Origin of the sequence: Lipingzhangella rawalii (assembly GCF_031628175.1) — a bacterium.
Taxonomy (GTDB): Bacteria; Actinomycetota; Actinomycetes; order Streptosporangiales; family Streptosporangiaceae; genus Lipingzhangella_A; species Lipingzhangella_A rawalii.
The window spans coordinates 802,557-818,126 of record NZ_JAVLVT010000001.1 but is presented as its reverse complement, the minus strand read 5'-3'; the positions used below and the strand labels follow the sequence as shown (position 1 = coordinate 818,126).

Here is a 15,570-nt window from a genome sequence, read left to right as displayed (position 1 = left end):
AGGAGAAGGAAGAGATTCCCCTCGTTCCGATTTGTGGTCTTCGTGAGGGTCCCACGGCACGTATCATCACGATCGGGTAGCGTCCCTACGGACAGAGTCCAAGCGCGCCAAGGAGACGATCATGCCGCTGACACCCGCTGACGTGCGGAATAAGCAGTTCAGTACCACCCGGCTGAGGCCGGGCTATGACGAGGAGGAGGTCGACGCTTTCCTCGATGAGGTCGAGTCGGAGCTCGACCGACTCATCCAGGAGAACGAGGAGCTGCGCGGTAAGCTCGCCGAGTGCCTGCGTGGCAAGGTTCCTCCGATGTCAGCCCAGGACGCCCAGCCGCAGGAGCAGGGTGGTCAGATGGCTCCTGAGGCGCAGCAGCAACAACCGGAGCCCCAGGCCCAGCCTCAGCCCCAACCCCAGGCACAGGCCCAGCCCCAACCCCAGCCCCAGCCTCAGGCACAGTCGGATTCGGCTCTGGCCGCGAGCATGGCGATGGGGGCGCAGCAGGGTGGTGACGGAGAGAACACCGACACGGCCTCCCGGGTACTCGCTCTCGCTCAGCAGACCGCTGACCAGGCAATCTCCGATGCTCGGAGGGAAGCGGACGAGACGCTTGGCCGTGCGCGGCACGAGGCCGAGGACATTCTGGGCAAGGCACGCCGTCAGGCCGAGCAGATGGTCAGTGAGGCTCGCGCCAAGGCCGAGAATCTCGACCGGGACGCCCAGGAGCGTCACCGGCAGGTCATGGGTTCGCTGGTGCAGCAGCGCGACGAGCTGGAGCACCGTGTGAACGGGCTCAAGGATTTCGAGCGTGAGTACCGAAGCCGACTCAAGGAGTACTTCGAGCGTCAGCTTCGGGAGCTCAACGAGGGAGCCCAAGAGCCCGCGGGCAACACTGGAAACACTGGAAACTTCGCGACGATGTCCGGCGCGGCGACCGGGGGTGCGCCCGCGATGCAACACACCGGAGGACAGCCGGCGGCAGCCGGGCCGAGCCAGGCACAGTTCGCGGCCCAGCAGCCGGAAGCCGTGCAGCACGGTGGATACCACCCGGGTGAACCGCCGCACGAACACCGGTAGTTCCCGGGAAGGGTTCCCCGTTCGGTGATTATCCTCTGCCTGGCCTTCGCGATGGCTGCGGTCGTCGTCATCGTGCTGGCGTTAGCACTTGCTGAGCTACCTCTGGTCTATGTTGCGCTTGGACTCTGGGGGGTTTCAGCGGTGCTGCTTGCCGTTGAGACGATGCTCAGCCGACGCCGATGGCGAAGAGGGAACTCCGGACAGGTGGACCAGCGTTCCACCGAGAGTGCCGACAGCTCGGTTCCAGTGTCGACGGGCGGTTTGGGGAAGGCGCCCGTAGACGAAGCTGAGGTCGGCCAGGAGCCAACACCGGGTCTCCCGGGCATCAGCTCCGGCCCGGACGACGCTTACTGGCCCCGGGATGGCGGCGCCGCTGCGTCCTTCAGTCGGTCCCTGGCCGGGCAGGATCTGGACCACCGGTTGAACGGTTCGGCACTCCCGGCACCCGCTACGGGCGATGCCCAGCCGGAACCTGGGACTGAACGTCCAGGGGTTGCCGAGGAGGCATCCGAAACCACCGGTCCGTTGGACTGGGAGGAAACCACGGCCGCATTGCGGGCTCTAGCGGAATCCGATCCCGCTCCGGCATCCTGTTCCGGGATCACCTGGGAGTCCGACACTGAGATGTCGGACAGCGACCAGACCCCGGACGATGCGGCAACGATCGGCCACGGCTCCAGCGCGAATCCTGTCTCTGGTCCGGAGCCAACCGAGGCGACACCCGCGCCGGACACCGGCGTTGTGGATACCGCAGGGGCGGCGTTCGATGAGTGCGCGGACGCGGCGAGCGCCCTGCCCGAGGTCGAGCCACCGGATCAGCCCGCCGAGGGCGACTCGGCTAGTCTCATCGCCGAAGCCGAAGCCGAAGCCGAAGCCGAAGCCGAAGCCGAAGCCGAAGCCGAAGCCGAAGCCGAAGCCGAAGCCGAAGCCGAAGCCGAAGCCGAAGCCGAAGCCGAAGCCGAAGCCGAAGCCGAAGCCGTCGATTCTTCGAGGGCGCCGGACACCGAGTCCGGGAGATCCCGGTGTTCTGGGCCGGGTTCGCCCAAGCGAATCCAGTGAGTGGCACAACGGCGCCTGCCCGTGGTCGCGCCCCGAGTTCCACCGGGGCACGACCACGGGCGTTCGGTTGGCTACACCGATCGGCGTAGCCACAGTGTGAGCCCGAGTTCCGACGAGTCAACGTCGTACGTTGCGTCGTCGCTGTCGGCCTCTGGGACGCCCTCGGGTGCCTCGGTGACCTGGACACCAAGGACCTCACCCGCGATGAGGGTGGTGTGTTCGCGTATTGCTGTGGCCGTGGACACGTCACTGGCCCGCCACCACAGTTCAATCCGGTCGGTGATCTCGAACCCGGCGGATTTGCGGGCCTCCTGGATCAGGCGCACAACCTCGCGTGCGATGCCGGCGCGGTGCAGCTCCTCGGTCATGGTCAGGTCCAGGGCGACTGTCTCACCGGAGACACTGGCCACGGCCCAGCCCTCACGCGGCTGCTCGGTGACCATGAGTTCCGACTCCTCCAGGGCGATGGACTCGCCTTCCACCGTGACGTGAGCTTGCCCTGTGTCGCGGAGCTGGTGGACCAGTTTCGTCGCGTCTGCCGCTCCGATCGCTTCGGCGACCCGCGGGGTTCGCTTCGCGAACCGTTTACCCAGCGCACGGAAATTCGGTTTGACGGTGTGGTCTACGAGGTCGCCCACCATGGACAGGGGTTCGACCGCGCCCACGTTCAGTTCCGCGGCGACCTGTTCCCGCAGCTCCTCCGGCAGGGTGTCGAAGCCGGGGGCGGCTACCAGCGCCCGCTGGAGAGGCTGCCGGGTCCGCACTTTCGACTCGGCCCGAGCCGATCGCCCCATTTCCACGATTCTGCGGGTGAGAGCCATGTGTTCGGTCAGCACCGGGTCGATCAGAGTGGCGTCTGGCTCTGGCCACGTCGCCAGGTGAACGGACTCGGGAGCATACGGACGCCGCAACGCACGCCACACGTGTTCGGTGAGGAACGGTACCAGGGGTGCCATGAGCAGGGTGACCGTCTCCAGGCACTCGAAGAGTGTTGCGAAGGCCGCAGCGCCCTGGGGGGTGTGCGCCCCGGACCAGAATCTGCGCCGGGAGCGCCGGACGTACCAGTTCGAGAGGTCGTCCACGAAATTCGCCAGGGTGCGTCCGGCCGCGGCGGTGTCGTAACGTTCCATGGCCGCGGTGACGTCCCGCACAACTCGGTGCAGCTCGGCGAGTGCCCACCGGTCCAACAGGGGGCGGGACTGCACCGGCGGCGCATCGTCGAGCTGATCGTGCGACCATCCTGATCCGGTGCGTGCGTACAGGGTGAAGAAGGAGGCCGTGTTGTAGTAGGTCAGGAGGACCTTGCGGACGATGTCCTCCAGCGATGAGTGACCGATCCTCCGGGACAGCCACGGCGAGCCACTCGCCGCCATGAACCAGCGCAGGGCGTCCGCGCCGTGTCGATCCATGACCGGGATCGGTTCCAGGATGTTGCCGAGGTGCTTGCTCATCTTACGGCCGTCCTCGGCGAGGATGTGGCCGAGGCAGACCACGTTCTCGTAGGAGGAGTGTCCGAAGACGAGGGTGCTGACGGCCATCATCGAGTAGAACCAGCCTCGGGTCTGGTCCACGGCCTCGCAAATGTACTGACCCGGGAAGTTTGCGCGGAACACCTCGTCGTTTCGCCAGGGCGCTCCCCATTGGGCGAATGGCATGGACCCGGAGTCGAACCAGACGTCGATCACTTCGGGGACGCGATGTGCCGTATCCGCGCATTCGGGACAGGTGAGGGTCACGTCGTCGACGTACGGGCGGTGCGGATCCAGGGAACTCAGATCAGCTCCGGCGAGCCTGCCCAGCTCGGCCAGGGAACCCACACACGTGCGGTGGTCCTGCGGACAGATCCACACGGGCAGTGGGGTGCCCCAGTACCTGCTCCGGGACAGCGACCAGTCCACGTTGTTCCGGAGCCATTCCCCGAAGCGCCCCTCCTTGATGTTCTCCGGGACCCAGTTCGTGCGCGCGTTCTCCCGGAGTAGTTGCTCCTTGATCGCCGTAGTGCGGATGTACCACGACGGCAGCGCGTAGTACAGCAGCGGGGTGTGGCACCGCCAGCAGTGCGGGTAGTTGTGTTCGTATCCCTGTTCGGACAGGAGAAGCCCGCGGGATCGCAGGTCGGCTACCAGGGTGGGGTCCGCGGACTTGAAGAACTCACCACCGACCAGGTCGAGGCTCGGATCGAAGGTACCGTCCTCGCGAACCGGGTTGATCACCGGCAGGTCGTAGGCGCGGCACGCCGTCATGTCGTCAGCGCCGAAGGAGGGAGACATGTGGACCAGACCGGTTCCGTCCGCCACGGTGACGAAGTCGGCGAGTAGCACGAAGTGCGCCTCGGTGGGGAACTCGAGGAGTTCGAAGGGGCGTTGGTAGCGCCACCCTTCCAGTTCCCGCCCCAGATAGCGCTCTCCCGTCGGTGTCCACTCCGGGCCAACGACGGTCGACACCAGGGGCTCGGCCAGCAGCAGCCGTTCCGTTCCGTTGGACACGACGACATAGGTGACCTCTGGGTGGGCGCCCACGGCTGTGTTGGAGACCAGGGTCCAGGGGGTCGTGGTCCAAACCAACAGGGATGTCGGTTGTTCGGTGTCGGCAAGGGGGCCGCTCACGATCGGGAACCGCACGTAGACCGATGGGTCGGTGACGGTTTCGTAGCCCTGCGCGAGTTCGTGGTCCGAGAGCGTGGTGCCGCAGCGGGGACAGTAGGGACTGATCCGGTAGTCCTGAACGAGTAGTCCCTGATTCCAGATCTCCTTCAGGGCCCACCACACGGACTCCACATAGCTGGCGTCCATCGTGCGGTAGGCCTCGTCCAGGTTGACCCAGTGGCCCATGCGGTGCGTCATCTCGCTGAAGGCGCCGACGTTCCGCAGTACGGATTCGCGACAGTGGGCATTGAACTCGGCGACACCGAACTCCTCGATGTCCTTCTTTCCGGAAAGCCCGAGTTCCTGTTCCACGGCTACCTCGACCGGCAGGCCGTGACAGTCCCAGCCGGCCTTGCGTTCCACATGGAAGCCCTGCATGGTCTTGAACCGCGGGAAGATGTCCTTGAACACCCGGGCCTCCACATGGTGGATTCCGGGGGTTCCGTTCGCCGTCGGGGGACCTTCGAAGAAGACCCATGTGGGGCCGCCCCGGGTCTGTTCCAGGGACCGTTGGAAAGTGCCCTCGGTCGACCAGTGGTCCAGAACAGCCCGTTCGATCGCCGGCAGGTCCACCTGGGTGGGCAGTGCGGTTACGGTGCGCTGGGGCTCGGGGTCGGTGGGGCGTTGTGTTGACACCTCTCGAATACCCTCCGATCAGGAACGGACCCGCCCTGTGACGGGAATGTCTGCCTGCCGAAGGGACGAGGCTGGCCCCGCGGTACCACCCTTCTTGGGGCACCGCACGGTGCCCCCTCTCACTTGGGTGCAGCTGTCGGTTCTACTGAGTCGCCGTGGCGGGTCGACCGTTCTTCCGACGGCTCCGGGGTGATCTTCCCGGCCGGGCATACCCCCGGGCTCCCACCGTCCCCGGGTCGCTGTGGGCTGTGTCCGGCGGTACTCGTCCCCATCCACGCCTGCCGCCACCTTGAGGATAGCGCAGTGTGTGCGGGGTGACACATCCGTTTCCGGGTGAGTAGGCCGGGTGGGGGGATCGGCAGCTGGCACCGTATCCTCGACTCGCCGGGATGCAGCCGCATCCGTCAGGGTTCGTGCCAACGGAGGGAGTGCGCGTCGTGGCTGAGGGAAAGCAGGCGGTGGAAGGACGGGTTCTGGTGACGTTGCCGGAACGGTCGGATGCCGAGGAGTTGGCCGAGGAGCTCCAGGATGCCGGGTACGAGCCGTGTACCGTACACCGGGACATGCTCGCGGGCGAGGATGACGCGGAGGACGTCGACTGGGTGATCGAGGTGCACACTGGTCCGCATGGCGGGCCGGCCGCCTTCGAGGAGCCCCATCTGGCGACGTTGGCCGCCGACTACGGAGGATTTGCGGTTGCGGACTAGCGCGCGGCGACCAGGGCGGGTGGTTCCTGGCGTCACTGGACATGTGGTTCGCGTGGCGGCGCCGGCTACGTAGGAGTTTCAGCCGCGGAATTCGAGCGCGTTGAGTGGCGGTGTTCGGGGAACCCTAGTCCCTGAGACCCGCGGTGCAAGGAGTAGTGGGAACAGCCAGAAAAAGTCCAGCGACACGGAGCAGTCCGTGCGTGCCTGGTTGCTCCGCCACATAGCCGACATCTAAGCTTCCGAACACTGTGCGTGAGCTCATAGGCAATTGCGGAGAAGCTCACGTGTGTAACGGGGGACAGTTCCAGGGCCGTCTGTAGGGCAGACGGCGTGAAGGGGGCGGATTCGGCCATGACGACGCAGATGGTTCCGCAGACCACGCAGCGGTACGAGGCAGCGGAAGGAGGGAAGCGCGTGGCGGACACGGATGCCTCCCAACTGCCCGTGCGGCCAGGGGAGGAACCCTGGAGCGCAGCCGAACTGGCCGAGGTTCGTTCCGAACTGGACCGTGAGATCTCCGAGCTTCGCGCCGAGATCGAGGACAAGGAGAGCGAGCTGGCCGAGCAGCTCTCGGATTCGGTCGCGGATGCCGGAGACGATCCCACGGACTCCAGCGCCAAGGCCTACCAGCGTGAGCATGATCTGGCGCTCGCCTACAATACTCGGGAGTTGCTCGCGCAGAGTGAGCGAGCGATCGAGAGAATGACGGCTGGGACCTACGGGGAGTGCGAGTCGTGTGGCCAGGCCATCGGTAAGGCACGGCTCCAGGCTTTTCCCCGGGCAACCCAGTGTGTGCGGTGTAAACAACGCGAGGAGCGTCGCTGACGAATCCAGACCCTGCGGGGGACTACCAGACCGTTTCCCAGACAACGCCGGCTCCGCCGCGGCGGCTGACGCTGTTTGCGGTCCTCGCCGCGACGGCGCTGTGCGCGGACTTCGTCACCAAGGAGATCGCGCTGGCCTCGTTCTCGCCCGAGGCCCCGGTGGAGCTGTTCGGCGGGTTGCTGACGCTGACCCTCACCTTCAACGATGGGGCGGCGTTCTCGATCGGGCAGGGAATGCCGTGGCTCTTCGGCCTGATCGCGATTGCCGTTATGGGCTATATCCTGTGGCTGGCCTGGCGGCTTCGGGATCCGTGGTGGGCGGTTGCCCTAGGGCTCATCCTCGGGGGTGCGGCCGGCAACCTCGTGGACCGGCTGATTCGGGCCCCGGTGCCGTTGCACGGTGCCGTCGTCGACTGGATCCAAGTGCCGAACTGGCCCGTGTTCAATATTGCCGATTCGGCGATCGTGTGTGGAGGAGTGCTCGCTGTGTGGCTCGCGTTCCGAGGTCGTGGGCTCGACGGACAGCTGGAGAGCACAGCCGCCCGTCAGTCCTCCGAGTCCCGAACGGACCCGTCGGAGGATGAGCAGTGAGTGATCAGCGCAGTATGCCGGTCCCCGACGGGCTCGAAGGGGACCGGTTGGACTCGGCCCTGGCTCGAATGTTCGGGCTGTCGCGGACCCGAGCTGCCGAATTGGTGGCACAGGGCCAGGTTCGTCTCGACGGCTCGGACACAGCCAAGTCGGACCGGGTTGTCGCCGGGGCGTGGTTGGAAGTGAATCTGCCACCACCCCCCACGGCACCCAGTCCGCGGCCGGATCCGGTGCCGGGCCTTGGGGTGGTCCACGAGGATGACGACATCATCGTGATCGACAAGCCTGTGGGGGTGGTGGCCCACCCGACCGTAGGCTGGAGTGGCCCCACGGTGGTGGAGGGCCTGCTGGCATCCGGGGTGCGCCTGTCCACCAGCGGAGCGGCCGAGCGGCAGGGAATCGTCCATCGACTGGACGCCAACACCACTGGTCTCATGGTCGTGGCGAAGAGTGAACGCGCCTACACCGTACTCAAGGCGGCGTTCCGCCAACGGGAGGTCGACAAGGGGTACCGGACCCTGGTGCAGGGTCACCCCGATCCGCTGCGGGGTACCATAGATGCTCCCCTCGATCGACATCCCGCCGGGGACGGCCGCTTCGCCGTCGTCAGTGGCGGTCGTCCCTCGGTGACGCACTACGAAACCGTCGAAGCGTTCCGGGCCGCCAGTCTGCTCGACGTGCAGTTGGAGACGGGGCGCACGCACCAGATTCGGGTGCACATGGCGGCGATGCGCCATCCCTGTGTCGGTGACCACCTCTACGGTGCCGATCCCACCCTGGCCGCTCGCCTGGGAGTGCAGCGTCAATGGCTGCACGCGGCACACCTGGCCTTCGAACATCCCACCGAGCGGCGCCGGGTCGAGTTCACCAGCGATCATCCGGCTGATCTCCACCGTGCATTGGAGATCCTGCGCGAGGATTGAGGAAACGATGGGGCGGTGTGCAGGCACAGCGCCGCACCGGCCACGACGATCAGTGCTCCGAGCGGTTCGTTCCATGCCAGTGTCTCGCCGAGCAGCGTCACCCCTGCGGCGGTGGCCACGACTGGAACGACGTAGGTGACCGTTGAGGCCACCGTCGATCCGGCGGCCCGGATCACGCCGTACATGAGGACGTAGGCTAGGCCGGTGCCGAACACACCCAGTACCGCCACGGCACCGGCCACGCGCAGCGGAAGCTCCGTGGGCGCGGTTGTGAACATCGGCGTGAGCACCAACAGCTGCGCGGTTCCGGCCAACATCTGGGCCGTGGACAGTTCCAGGACGGAGTGTCCAGAGCCGGAAACGAACCGGCGCAGATAGGGGTTGCCGATCCCGTAGCAGACCGTGGCCCCGAAGGCGAAAAGCATGCCACGTGCGTCTGCGTCAACGACCCCACGCCAGGCGGCGAAAACGACGAGGATCCCGATGAATCCGAGTGTCAGCCCCAGCAGTCGGCGGTGTGTGGGGCGCTCGTCCGAGAGCAGCAGCAGGGACACCAGCACTGTGAACAGTGGAGTGGCGGCGTTACAGATTCCTGCCAGCGCGGAGGGGATCAACTCGGTTGCGTATCCGAACAGGGTGAACGGTATGACATTGAGTAGTGCGGCAGTGACCATCAGGTGAGTCCAGGTTTGGAGGCTCCGGGGAAGCCGCCCCCTGGTCAGCCACAGCACCAGTACCAGGGGGAGTGCGCCCGCGCCCATGCGGCCGAGGGTGATCTGGAGTGGTTCCAGGACCTCGGTGCTGACCGTGATGAACATGAAGCTCAGGCCCCATACGAGGGCGAGCGCCAGGTACTGGAATCGCCAGTCCAGTGAGATTCGACGTGGGAGCGTCGTGAGGTGCTGGTTGACCCAGGCGAGTGGGCTGGACACAGCCCCTGTCTACCGAGGCTTTCTGTTTAGGTCTACTTCATTTTTCTTAATAGGAGTATTAGTGTTGCTTGTATGTTGAGTGTGGACAGGCTCCGGGTCCTCCACGCGGTGGCCGTCAGCGGGTCGTTGGGGGGTGCGGCGCGGGCCCTCCACGTCACGAACTCGGCGGTCTCCCAGCAGCTGACGAAGCTGGAACGCGAGGTCGGCCAGCCGTTGTTGGAGCGGGATGGTCGAGGCGTACGACTCACGGATCCGGCCAAGCTCCTCGCAGAGCGCACCGGCCAGATCCTGGCCCTCGTACGCGCTGCGGAAGCTGAGGCGGAGGAGCATCGGGGAGCGGCCATCGGGCATCTCGTGCTGAGCGCGATCGCGACGGCGGCCCGGGAGCTGGTTCCGGCCGCGCTGGTGGACCTCCGTGCCACGTGTCCCGGGCTCCGGGTGGAGCTGCGGGAACTGGAGCCCAACGACAGTGTGCCCGCCCTCACCCACGGTGACGTGGATCTGGCCCTGCTGGTGGACTGGGAGGGAGCACAGGTGCACCTCCCGGAGGGGATCCAGCGCCAACCCCTGCTCCAGGATGTCGCCGATATCGCCCTGCCCGTCGACCATCCGCTGGCCCAGCGGGATCTGGTGCATCTGGACGAGCTGGCGCACGAACCGTGGATCAGCTGGACCACTGGGTCCATCTGTGACGAGTGGTTGTCCCGCGTGCTCCAGCAACGCAGCACCGAACCGTTGATCGCCCATGCGGTCGAGGAACACCAGACCAAGCTGGCGCTGATCAGCGCCGGTCTGGGAACTGCGGTAATTCCCAGGCTGGGGCGCGGACCGGTTCCGGAAGGGGTGCGCATGGTGGCGGTCCAGCCGGCACTGGTGCGTCAGGTGTACGTGTGTTGGCGCACTGACTCCGAGCGCCGGCCCGCTGTCCGGGCAACGGTCGCCGCCCTGCACACCGCAGCACAGCGCTACCAGTACTCGCCGGATACCGTGGACCAGCCGACCACGGATGCTGCGGAAACGGACCCAACGCTCACCGGCCGTCCAGCAGCTCCGAGAGGTTCGCCGTCGGACTGATCACGTCCGGGTCGACCCGCACGTCGATGAGGGTGGGAGTGTCCGTCTGCGCACGTGCGGACTCGATGGCCTTGTCAAGTTCGCCGAGTGTGGTGGCGCACGTAGCGTGGGCACCCAGACCGCGGGCCCACTCGGCCAGGTCCAGAGGTCCACCGATGGTCACTGCCGCGGTGCGCCCCAGCCGTCGGGCCTGGTGCATAGCGATGGTGCCGTACAGGCCGTTCTGGAACACCACCGTCAACACCGGCAGACCGAACCGTACCGCCGTCTCCAGCTCCTGCCCGGTCATGAGCGCGCCACCGTCCCCAGCGAGCGCCACCACACACCGGTCGGGAGCGCAGAGCTTCGCGGCCACGGCACCGGGAACCCCGTAACCCATAGCGCCGCTCGTGGGAGCCAGCTGAGTTCCCGGCCGAGTGAAGTGCCACCCCCGCTGCACGAAAGCAGCGAAGTTCCCCGCGTCGGACGCCAGGATCGTCTCCGCCGGCAGTGCATGCCGAAGGTGTTCCACAACCGCCGCTGGATGCAGACCAGGTCCCGCATGGTTCGCCACCTCGCTCGGCGGGGTGGTGGTGTCCAGCCACGCGGTGTGGGCACGGGACCAGTCACGGTCTGGAACCGTGGCAGGTGCTACCTCGGTCAGGGCGGACAGCGCCTCGTCGGCGTCCGCGACCGCGCCGAGCCAGACCCTGGTAACCGCTCCGATCTGGTCGGGATCGATATCGATCTGGGCAACGGCGGGAGTGCCACCCGGGGGTGCCGGCTCCGGGAGCCGGTAGGTCTGGGTGGTGATCTCGCTCAGACGCGATCCCACAACCAGGATTGCATCTGCCGACTCCAGCGTGGCCACGATCTCGGTGGGACAGCCCAGACCCAGATGACCCAGGTAGAGAGGGTGGTCGTTGGGAAAGTGATCCTGGCGTCGCCATGAGGTGAACACCCCGATGTTGTAGCACTCCGCGAGGGCCATGAGGCTCTCCCGCGCGCTCCGGGTGCCACCGCCTGCGATGAGGACGGGACGCTCGGCAGCGGCCAGCCACGCACCCAGCCGGTCCCGGTCGCCGGTGGTGAGAGTGGGCCGGGGGATGTTGCCCACGCCCGGGAGGCGTTCCAGCTGCGGAGTTCGCACTCCGAACAGGTCCTCCGGTACGGCGATGGCCACCGGTCCGGGGCGGCCCGTGGTCGCCACCCGCACGGCCTGTGCGGTGACCTCGGCCAGCCGATCGGCACGGTGCACGGTGGTCGCCCACTTGGTGATGGGCTGGTAGAACGCGGTGAGGTCCACCTCCTGGAACGCCTCCCGCCCCAGGTAATCGCTCTCGACCTGCCCGAGAAAGACGACCATCGGAGTGGAGTCCTGCTGGGCGGTGTGCACACCCACCGCCAGATTTGCCGCGCCAGGGCCCCGGGTCGCCGCCGCTACTGCCGGGATGCCGGTCAGTTTCGCATCGGCTTCGGCCATGAAGCTGGCGCCGCCCTCGTGGCGCGTGGAGACCAGGGTAAAGTCCGGGTGCTGATCCATGGCATCGGTCAGCTCGAGGAAGCTTTCCCCGGGCACGGTGTAGCAGCGCCGCACACCGGCAGCGGCCAGGACGTCCACGGCCTGGGCTGCGGCCGTGCGCGCGTGCGGGAGGTCAGACACGGGCAGTGCTCCTTTGCATCGCCGTTGGCCCCCCGGCGCCGCAGCGCCGGGGGAACCGTTTCCAAGGCAACGGTATCGGCCCCACCTGACGCCGGACCCGAACCAGCGGTCTATTCTTGAGTCCAATGTCTGCCGCAGCATCCCCCACTGGGGCACATTTCCGACGGGTCCTCACCGTCAGCGTTGGTCTGGTTCTCGGTGTGGCCGCGCTCGCCCCATCGGGGGCCGCGGACGATACAGAAATGCCACCCGACGAGATCACGGCCTACCACACCGCCATGGATATTCAGGCAGACGGACGCCTGGATATCACCGAAACCATCACCTACGACTTCGGCGACATTCCCAGCCCCGGGATCTCCCGTGAGATTCCGCTGCACCTGGAGCGCAGTCTGTTCACCGAGGAACGGATGGACATCGCCGAGGTCGCGGTCAGCAGCCCGAGCGGTGCGGACGACACCATCGACGAGCTGCGGGAGGAACGCGGCGAATTGCGACTACTCGTCGGAGACGCTTCCGACGAGACGACGGATGTTGTCGGGGAACAGACCTACGAGATCTCCTATCAGGTGCAGGGTGCTCTACGCGAGCGAACCGATGGTATCGAGCTGCGATGGGATTTCGTCGGAACCGAGTGGGACGTGCCCATTCGGGATGTCGAGGTGGAGATTTCCGCTCCGGCCGTGCGGGATCTCGACTGCTTCCGCGGGCCTCCCGGGTCATATACCCCGTGTGACGTGGCCGAACTCGTGGCGTCCGATACCCAGGAGGGGGCCGGCGACGTGGAGAGTGTTTACGTCGCCGACCCGAGTCTGGAGAGCGGGTCTGGACTGACCGGGGAGGTGAGCTTGCCGCCGGGTGCGGTCGAGGTCGTCGAGCCGTCACGCACCCTGCGCCCCGCGTTCGTTCTCACGCCGTGGGCGGCCGCGGCGATAGCCTTGGCTCTGCTGGTATCTCTGCCGTTGGGGTTCCTGCTCTACTCTCGTCTCACGGCGCGTTCCAGGTTCGGTACGGCCCGTCCGGACGGCCTGTCGGCTGAGCTCGCCGGTTACATGGTTGCGGGATGTCGGATGCGCACGCACGTGCTTCTGGCCATGGTCGTGGAGTTGGAACAGCGTGGCATCATCGAGGCCCACCGCAGTGGACGCGGTGTGTGGGTGTTCCGCCAACGGGTCCCCAGTTCCGACTGGCAGGTCACCTCGGCCGAAGAGCGGCTATTGGAGGTGATGTTCGCCGAGCGGGCGGTGACGAGCCTGGTCCGGATCGCCCGACAGCTGGACCATAAGCGGGTGCGGGGGGTGACCCAGGCGATCATCAACGCGGGGACCCAGGCGGGCATGCTCCGCACAGAGCTTGGCTGTCTGGTCTTTTTCGTGGGGGCCCTCGCCCTTGCCGGTGCCGGGGTGCTCTTCTTCGCCGGGCTTGTTGTGCAGATCACTGGCGTTGCGCTGATCATCATGGCATTGGTCGCTGCGGGAGTTCTGGCACTGGCGCAGTGGCGGCCACTTCTACTGACATCGTGGGGACGACATGTGCGCCGGATGCTGGTGGCCACCCGACGGGAGGCCACTGCGGGGCGGTCCACCTGGTTGACCGAGTATCCGGCCTGGGCCGTGGCGGTGGATGTGCCCAATAAGCTCGTCGCGCACGCGCCTCGAATCGCTGCCGAGGCGCGGGAGCGCTACGCCGAGGCGCGACCGTACTACTGCGATGACGGTTTTCGTCGTTCCTGGCACCGTCGCGTGGATCGGCGGATCAACCCGGAACGGTACCGTCACCGCGGCAGCAGCAGCTCGGGCAGCAGGAGTGGCGGCACCGGAAGCGGGGGCGGTGGCGGCGGCGGAGGGCGTCGTTAGGTTCAGTTTCTTGGGGTTGGGAGCGAGGATGGGCCTGGCCTGGCAACGTCCACCCCGTCCCGAGGCCCGCTGGCCGCTGTGCCTGAGCGTGCGTTCCCCCGAGCAGCGGGATGCGCCCCACGGCCACCGCCCCCACGCCCCGCTGGCCGTCGTGCAGGGGAGCGCCCCGGAAACAGGCCACTACCGGGGAGCGACGTCGCCGGCGGCCGACACGGCGCGCCCCCCATAGCCACCCCCCACCCACACTTTCCCCCGGGGAAGGTCGGGCGCGGACGCGTCCCTCCAGCCTCCCCGCCGGCTCTCTTGCACACCCGGCACCGTTGCTTCCACCCCGGCCACCGGGGTGGAGTACGGGTGCTTTCCCATCCGGCCTTGCCTGGGCGGATCGGCGCGTATCAGCGCAGCCAGCAGCCTCCATACGGCATCCGGGGAGAGGTCCCAACCCGCGACCATGCCCACCGAGGCGGACCGACTAGCACCCACCCCGCAGACACTCCAATCAACACCTGGGTTCACCGCGTCCGGCGTTCAGCCGAGACCGGCCAGCCGCAGGCTGGCCGTGGTCGCCGCGGCCACCACCAGTACCAGCAGGAACGGTGCCCGCAGCAGCAACGCCAGTGCCGCGGCTGACACCCCCGCCAGTCGGGGCGCATCCAATTCGATCCGCTGCCCCGCGGCAAAGGTCTCCAGCACGATCAGGGCAGCCAGCAGCGCCACGGGAACGATCGCCGCGAATCGCTGGACATGTGGCTGGTTCAGCAGGCGTTGCGGTGCGGCGAGTCCAGCGAGTTTCAACGCGAAACAGCCCAGTGCGGTGACCAGCACCGCGATCCACAAGCTCATGACCGCACCTCTCGATCTGGTGTGCCACCCTCAGGCCGGGGAGCGCGGGCCGGGATGAGGGTGGCCACGAGCGCCGAGGCCGATGCCAGCAGGATCGGTACTCCGGGGGGCAGGAACGGTGTGGCGGCCAGCGCGATGACGGCCCCGCCAAGCGCCACCCAGCGCTCGCGGGCCCCCTCGCGGAGCCGAGACCACAGCAACGCCAGGAAGACGGCCGGTACCGCCGCATCCAGGCCGAATGCGCTGGTGTCACCGATGCGTTCGGTGGCCAGTGCCCCGATCAGGGTGGTGGTGTTCCAGCACACGAAGGTGGTCACGAAGGTGGTGAGAAAACCGGTGCGCGCCTCGGCCTGGCTGCGCTGGGCCAGGGCCACCGCGGCGCTCTCGTCGATCACGCCGTGCGCGGCGAACACCCGACGGAGCCCACGCCAACCCAACACATGGGACAGCCGCAGGCCGTACAGGGTGTTGCGTGACCCCAATAGCAGGGCACCCACCGCCCCTACAGCCAGATTTCCGCCACCGGCCGCGACTCCGACAAGGGCGAACTGGGAGGCACCCGTGAAGGCCAGCAGACTGAGAACGCTGGATTGGGCGACACTGAACCCGGCCGCCACCGCGGCTGTTCCGAAGGCCAGCCCGGACAAACCGGCCGCGATCCCCACACCCAGTCCATTCCGGGTGGGCGCCGACAACCCGGCCACTCCGCGCAGGAAAACGCTCATAGCCGAAGAAACTACTACGGTGTGATATGCGCGGTCTTGTA

13 protein-coding genes are annotated in these 15,570 nt (G+C 67.0%); 8 read left to right on the top strand and 5 right to left on the bottom strand.

All coding sequences use genetic code 11. The features are described from left to right. Window positions 1–121 precede the first annotated feature (121 nt). Window positions 122–1,072, top strand: a complete 951-nt coding sequence (locus tag RIF23_RS03655) for a DivIVA domain-containing protein (protein WP_310910865.1) — start codon at window positions 122–124, stop codon at window positions 1,070–1,072. A 24-nt stretch (window positions 1,073–1,096) separates the two neighbouring features. Continuing rightward, window positions 1,097–2,131, top strand: coding sequence for a hypothetical protein (locus RIF23_RS03650; protein ID WP_310910864.1), 1,035 nt, complete (start codon window positions 1,097–1,099; stop codon window positions 2,129–2,131). Between the two features lie 71 nt (window positions 2,132–2,202). On the opposite strand, the gene ileS is transcribed toward RIF23_RS03650, so the two are convergent. Further along, entirely contained in the window at window positions 2,203–5,412 is a 3,210-nt protein-coding gene (gene ileS, locus RIF23_RS03645) for an isoleucine--tRNA ligase (protein WP_310910863.1), read from the bottom strand. Between the two features lie 437 nt (window positions 5,413–5,849). Here ileS and RIF23_RS03640 point away from each other — a divergent pair, with 437 nt between their 5' ends. The 4 genes from RIF23_RS03640 (at window position 5,850) to RIF23_RS03625 (ending at window position 8,457) form a co-directional block, all read left to right on the top strand. Beyond that, a complete protein-coding gene (locus tag RIF23_RS03640; protein ID WP_310910862.1) occupies window positions 5,850–6,119 on the top strand; it encodes a hypothetical protein in 270 nt (89 codons plus the stop codon). Between the two features lie 414 nt (window positions 6,120–6,533). Then, complete coding sequence (locus tag RIF23_RS03635) at window positions 6,534–6,944, top strand: TraR/DksA family transcriptional regulator (RefSeq protein ID WP_310911248.1); 411 nt, start codon at window positions 6,534–6,536, stop codon at window positions 6,942–6,944. Then, complete coding sequence (gene lspA, locus RIF23_RS03630; RefSeq protein WP_310911247.1) at window positions 6,941–7,534, top strand: signal peptidase II; 594 nt, start codon at window positions 6,941–6,943, stop codon at window positions 7,532–7,534. Before RIF23_RS03635 ends, lspA begins: the two co-directional genes overlap by 4 nt. After that, on the top strand, window positions 7,531–8,457 hold the full coding sequence (locus RIF23_RS03625) for an RluA family pseudouridine synthase (RefSeq protein WP_310910861.1): 927 nt from the start codon (window positions 7,531–7,533) through the stop codon (window positions 8,455–8,457). The genes lspA and RIF23_RS03625 overlap by 4 nt, the downstream gene beginning before the upstream one ends. Here the strand turns inward: RIF23_RS03625 and RIF23_RS03620 are convergent. After that, entirely contained in the window at window positions 8,409–9,389 is a 981-nt protein-coding gene (locus RIF23_RS03620; RefSeq protein WP_310910860.1) for a DMT family transporter, read from the bottom strand. The two genes, RIF23_RS03625 and RIF23_RS03620, sit on opposite strands and share 49 nt — an antisense overlap. A 72-nt stretch (window positions 9,390–9,461) precedes the next feature. On the opposite strand from RIF23_RS03620, the gene RIF23_RS03615 reads away from it, so the two are divergent. Beyond that, the gene (locus RIF23_RS03615; protein ID WP_310910859.1) at window positions 9,462–10,463 is read left to right on the top strand and encodes a LysR family transcriptional regulator; all 1,002 of its coding nucleotides are present in this window, start codon (window positions 9,462–9,464) and stop codon (window positions 10,461–10,463) included. On the opposite strand, the gene RIF23_RS03610 is transcribed toward RIF23_RS03615, so the two are convergent. Further along, a complete protein-coding gene (locus RIF23_RS03610) occupies window positions 10,420–12,105 on the bottom strand; it encodes a thiamine pyrophosphate-dependent enzyme (RefSeq protein ID WP_310910858.1) in 1,686 nt (561 codons plus the stop codon). The two genes, RIF23_RS03615 and RIF23_RS03610, sit on opposite strands and share 44 nt — an antisense overlap. 125 nt (window positions 12,106–12,230) lie before the next feature. On the opposite strand from RIF23_RS03610, the gene RIF23_RS03605 reads away from it, so the two are divergent. Then, a complete protein-coding gene (locus tag RIF23_RS03605; RefSeq protein ID WP_310910857.1) occupies window positions 12,231–13,961 on the top strand; it encodes a DUF2207 domain-containing protein in 1,731 nt (576 codons plus the stop codon). 528 nt (window positions 13,962–14,489) lie between these two features. Here the strand turns inward: RIF23_RS03605 and RIF23_RS03600 are convergent. Beyond that, on the bottom strand, window positions 14,490–14,804 hold the full coding sequence (locus tag RIF23_RS03600; protein ID WP_310910856.1) for an AzlD domain-containing protein: 315 nt from the start codon (window positions 14,802–14,804) through the stop codon (window positions 14,490–14,492). Further along, window positions 14,801–15,529 carry an AzlC family ABC transporter permease gene (locus RIF23_RS03595; RefSeq protein WP_310910855.1) on the bottom strand — a complete coding sequence of 243 codons (729 nt, stop codon included), beginning with the start codon at window positions 15,527–15,529 and terminating at the stop codon, window positions 14,801–14,803. The genes RIF23_RS03600 and RIF23_RS03595 overlap by 4 nt, the downstream gene beginning before the upstream one ends. Between the last annotated feature and the right edge of the window lie 41 nt (window positions 15,530–15,570).